The 3,664-nt window shown below is 60.4% G+C and carries 3 protein-coding genes; 2 read left to right on the top strand and 1 reads right to left on the bottom strand.

The features are described 5' to 3' along the window. Positions 1-467 (bottom strand): ISKra4 family transposase (locus GY769_02040; protein MCP4200699.1); only part of this gene is annotated, 467 nt, incomplete at its 3' end. Positions 468-889: 422 nt separating this feature from the next. Here GY769_02040 and GY769_02035 point away from each other — a divergent pair. Together GY769_02035 and GY769_02030 are read left to right on the top strand one after the other, a co-directional pair. After that, positions 890-1,762, top strand: coding sequence for a tyrosine-type recombinase/integrase (locus GY769_02035; protein MCP4200698.1), 873 nt, complete (start codon positions 890-892; stop codon positions 1,760-1,762). Then, positions 1,759-2,910, top strand: a complete 1,152-nt coding sequence (locus GY769_02030) for an IS91 family transposase (protein MCP4200697.1) — start codon at positions 1,759-1,761, stop codon at positions 2,908-2,910. Before GY769_02035 ends, GY769_02030 begins: the two co-directional genes overlap by 4 nt. Positions 2,911-3,664: the final 754 nt, after the last annotated feature.

Genomic DNA, 3,664 nt, shown 5'->3' with positions numbered 1-3,664 from the left:
GCTTCCGCTTCACGCGATGTCCCTTGCTGCACCGCATGGGCCATGGCCCGCGCTGCGTTCGGAAGCCAGCCGTCCCCCACGACTCCCGACCGCAAGCTCACAGGGTCCACCACCCTTCCCCCAGGCTGGCCCCCGCGTTGGCCCGATTGACGGTACAACGACCGCTCGATCGATACCGATCCGGCCATGGTGTGGTACGGCGCAGCGCAGCGTCCCACCCGGTTGTAGCGAATGCCGCCGATCACCACGGTCGGAACGTCGATGTCGAGCGACTGAAGGATCGCGCGGTGACTCTCCCGTTCGATCGCGGCAGCCTTCTCAGAGATCGTACGTTCCACCCCCGCATAGTCGACGGACTTTCCTCCACCCGTCCGCGCGATGGTCTGCTTCATCGTCTCCAGAGCGGCCGCCATTGCCTCCCCGGCACCTCTGAGCTCATCAGGGACCTCGATCACGAATTTTGCCATGGATCCTCCTCGCTCGCCGCGAAATTGTCGCACCCATGTATACCGGAATTACGGAGAAATGTCCAGCATGGAAACCAGACCCCTTCGTAAGGTGCTTCATGACCAGAGATAACAATTCGCCGAAGCGGACGGCTGCGCCGCGCGCTTGGCTCAATCGTTGTACTAAGCCGCTTCGCGGCAGCCTCCCTCCGGACAGCCAGCCAATAGGCTGAGTCCGTGCACTCCGACGTCTCGTTACCGGCGGCGAGATCCTCCACATAGTCGCCGGTCTCTGTCTGCTGAGGCTTCTCCTCGCCCCTCTCTGCCTGTAGGTCGGCGAAGGCTTCTCTCGTCGCAGTTTCTCTGAGTGGCACCGGCCTTCCGTGCTCGTGGGTAGTCTCCTGGGTTGGGCAATTCAGCCCAGCCTACGTAGGAGACCGATCATGAAGTACGGAATCGAACCCACCTTGGAGCGTATGAAGGAGGAGCTGAAGCTCGTCGGGAAAAGCCCGGCGACGGTCAAGACCTATCATGGTGCCGCCAGGCGTTTTCTCCATCATACCCTCAAGCCCAGCAACAAGCTGACCCACGAGGATGTCCGAGCCTACATGCTTCACCTCGCCGAGGCGGAGTACTCCGATTCACTCATCAACCAGCACCACTTCGCGATCCGTTTTCTTTTCAGCAAGGTCCTCAAGAAGAAGGCCTGGCGTATGGAGCTGCCTTTGCGCAAGCGACCGACGAAGGTGCCTCTCGTTTTTGCTCGCGTGGAGGTCGAGAAGCTGTTTGAGGCCGCCAGCGATTTCCGGTATCGGACGATCTGGATGACGCTCTATTCCACCGGTCTGCGTCTGAGTGAAGCCGCGCGCCTGCGCGTACCGGACATCGACAGCAAGAGGATGCGTATCTTTGTCAGCAACGGTAAGGGACAAAAGGACCGCTACACTGTGCTGTCCTCCAGCCTGCTCGATCAACTGCGGTCGTATTGGAGGATTTACCGGCCGACCGAGTGGTTTTTCTACGGGCGTGATCGCCAACATCCACCGGTCCTACGGACTCTTCAGAAAGCCTTCAAGGAGGACAAGAATCGGGCCGGCATCCGCAAGCACGTCACGCCGCATTCCCTTCGTCATTCGTTTGCCACGCACTCGATGGAGGACGGTGCCAATTTGCTTTATATCCGAGATCTTCTCGGACATCGGGCGATCCAGTCGACCTTGATCTACCTAAGGGTGACGTCTGAAGGCATCAACCGCCTTGCGAATCCGCTCGATCAGCTGATGAAGCGCCAGCGTGACACGGAGCGCTCGAAATGAGTGGCGCACCTCTGGAGGTTGCTGAGATCTTTCGCCGTTACTGCAGTGCCTACGAGGAGAAGCTCGGGCCCCTCTCGGCTGCCGAGCAGCGCGTGGTACACGACATCATCAGCTGCCGGACGGCGGATCTCGGCGGACATCTCTACGTCTGTGACGAGTGTGGCGTGATCACCGAGCGTTTCAACTCGTGCCGCAATCGGCACTGCCCGAAGTGCCAGAGGCTGGAGCGTGAGCGCTGGTTGGAGAAGCGACTGCAGGAGCTGCTACCGGTACCATACTTCCACCTGGTCTTTACGGTCCCGCACCAGCTCAATCCGCTGTTCCTGACCGAACCGAAGACGTTCTACAACCTGCTCTTTCGTACCACGGCCGACACTTTGCTCACGATCGCCGCCGATCCCAAGCATCTCGGTGCCATGATCGGTTTCTCGGCGCACCTGCATTCGTGGGGACAACGTGTCGATTACCATCCACACCTGCACGTAATCGCGCCTGGTGGCGGTCTGTCGCCCGATAGGCAACGGTGGATCGCGTCACGTCGCGACTTCTTCCTGCCGGTCAAAGTCCTCAGCCGTGTGTTTCGCGGCAAGTTCCTCGACCAGGTCGGGCAGATGGCGCGACAAGGACAGCAGGTTTTTCCTCGTCGCCTTGATCCGAAGCAAGAGCCCAGCGCCTACCGGTGCTGGCTCGAGGAACTGTATGCCGCGCCGTGGGTAGTCTACAGCAAGCCGCCCTTCGGCGGTGCCGAGCGTGGCTTGCAGTACTTGGCGCGCTACACCCATCGGGTGGCGATCAGCAATGATCGCCTGAGGCGTCTGGAGAACGATCGGGTGGTCTTCGACTGGAAGGACTACCGCGACGACGGCCAGGTGAAGGCGATGAGCCTCGACGCGGTGGAGTTCCTCGGGCGCTTCCTCATGCACGTGCTGCCTTCGGGCTTCCACCGCATCCGCTACTACGGACTGTTGGCCAACCGTCATCGGGCAGCCAACCTGGAGCGCTGTCGCTACCTGCTGGGTGTGAGGAGCGAGATCGTACCCGATACCCAGGCCAAGGTGGCGGCCAACGATGAATCCTCGGAGCTGGAGAGCTGGGAGGAGCGGATGCTGCGCCTGACCGGCATCGATCCGACCCTCTGCCAGGCCTGAGGGAAAGGACATCTCCAGGTGCTGGAGAAAGTGCCGTCACTGGCCGACGCACGGATGGCCGCCGCTCGGGCGCCACCGGTAGCCACCTTGGCCTTGGCGAGCTGACAGACGACTGCCTCTCTTTGGGTCTCGCAGGCCGAGACCTTGGCCGAGGTGCGCCTATCCTGGCCGACTATGCTAGGATCGGGCCTGTCAGAACTCCGCGAACCGGCTCTGAGAAGGCCCATAGAGCCCCTTCGGCGTCGGGGAGGCCCGAATATGCTGCGATCTCACCTGAATCCGACCGTCTCGCCTACCGCGACGCTGTGCTTGGCTGAGGGATACAAAGCCCTAAACGCAAGGCCCGTGCCAATTCGCGGCTTCGCACAACTCGCTTCCATCTGAAGCCTTGGAGCGCTGATGGATGATGGGAGACCTCGACTCGGACTTCAGATAGAAGCTTTATAGTTCGGCGACTTGCTGATGGATGACGGCGCCTACACATGAAAACGGACGGCTAGATGATGACAAAGAGATGCAGATATTGCGCTGAGGAGGTGAGCTCAGAGGCAGTAGTCTGCAAACACTGTGGTCGCCTTTGTGTCGACTCTGCCTTTGAGCAGTTGGCGCGTCAGTGGGGCCAGCTACAAGAAAAGGAGCGGAACGCACGATGGGCGGCAATGCCACCACAGGAGCAGTCTAGATTTCGAGCTACTCTAGATGTAGTTGGGAGTGAGCGGGTATCTACCACTCCTAGTCCTGATGTTGAAATGCT

This window comes from bacterium (assembly GCA_024224155.1).
GTDB lineage: Bacteria > Acidobacteriota > Thermoanaerobaculia > Multivoradales > JAHEKO01 > CALZIK01.
The sequence above is the reverse complement of the archived record's forward strand: the minus strand, read 5'-3'. Positions and strand labels throughout refer to the sequence as shown.